A 1005-nucleotide genomic window follows, 5' to 3' on the forward strand; every position below is an offset into this window, starting at 1 on the left:
TAGCGGTAGAAAAGGTAGAAGGCGAACTGCAAGGTGTTCCTAAAAAGGGCTTGGTGTATGTGGTATTGGATGAGAATGGTAACAAAGCAAGCCATCCTTTTAAAGCCTCCAAGCTCGGCAAAACACTGAGCTTACCTTATATCGAAAAACATTTACAAAAGGAACAAGATCACTTAAAAGGACAAAACACCACTTCCTTAAAGGCACATATCATCTTTGCCAAAGAAACAGCTCATAGCAAAAGTGAATTTGTTCAAGAACTAAAAGCTAAAGGAATAGAGGTTGTCTTTCGTAAAAATAAAGAAGGGAGAACCTACGGAGTAACCTTTATCGACCACAACAGCCGATGTGTGTATAATGGTTCTCAGCTTGGAAAGGAGTTTTCTGCCAATGTTTTTCATCAGTGGCTAAAATCGTTAGAAGAGCCTGTTCCTGCTTTAACCTCTGAGGTTAATATGCCGGCTGTAGCTCCTTATGCAAGTAAAAATCACAACAATACTAACACTGTTGAAGAGGATACTTTTTCTGACACTTCTTGGACACATTACCAAGAGGATTTTGGCAAGGACTCAGCATTAAATGCTTTCTTTACTCTTTTCTCTTTGGATGATCAAGGGGTAGATTACGAAGAAGAGGATTTTACCAGAAGAATGAAACGTGCTACTGCCAAACGGCGAAAAATGAAAAACAAATCTTAGGTGTGGCTATTGAGCTGACATAGCTAAGTATAAAATATTGACAAACACTAAAAACAGAAACAAATATGCAAAACGATGATGATTTAAGAGCATTAGCCAAGATAATGGCTTTTATGCGTGCAGTAAGTATTCTCATAGTACTGATGCACCTCTATTGGTATTGTTATGGCTTTTTCCAAGGCGAAAAGTGGATATTAGCCGTAGTAGATAGAATCCTGACCAACTTCCAACGAACAGCAGGACTGTTCTCTCACCCGCTATACACCAAATGCTTTGCCCTCCTGCTCTTAGCCCTGAGCTGTTTGGG

Annotated in this window: 1 protein-coding gene and 1 pseudogene; both read left to right on the forward strand. The window is 39.6% G+C overall.

The genetic code is table 11. From position 1 onward, the window contains the following. Positions 1-698 (forward strand): annotated as a pseudogene (locus tag HMPREF1551_RS03695) (relaxase); the annotation flags it as partial. A gap of 65 nt (positions 699-763) precedes the next feature. Continuing rightward, positions 764-1005: YWFCY domain-containing protein (locus HMPREF1551_RS03700; protein WP_021627696.1), on the forward strand; the 242-nt coding region annotated here is incomplete at its 3' end.

Source organism: Capnocytophaga sp. oral taxon 863 str. F0517 (assembly GCF_000466425.1).
Classification (GTDB): domain Bacteria; phylum Bacteroidota; class Bacteroidia; order Flavobacteriales; family Flavobacteriaceae; genus Capnocytophaga.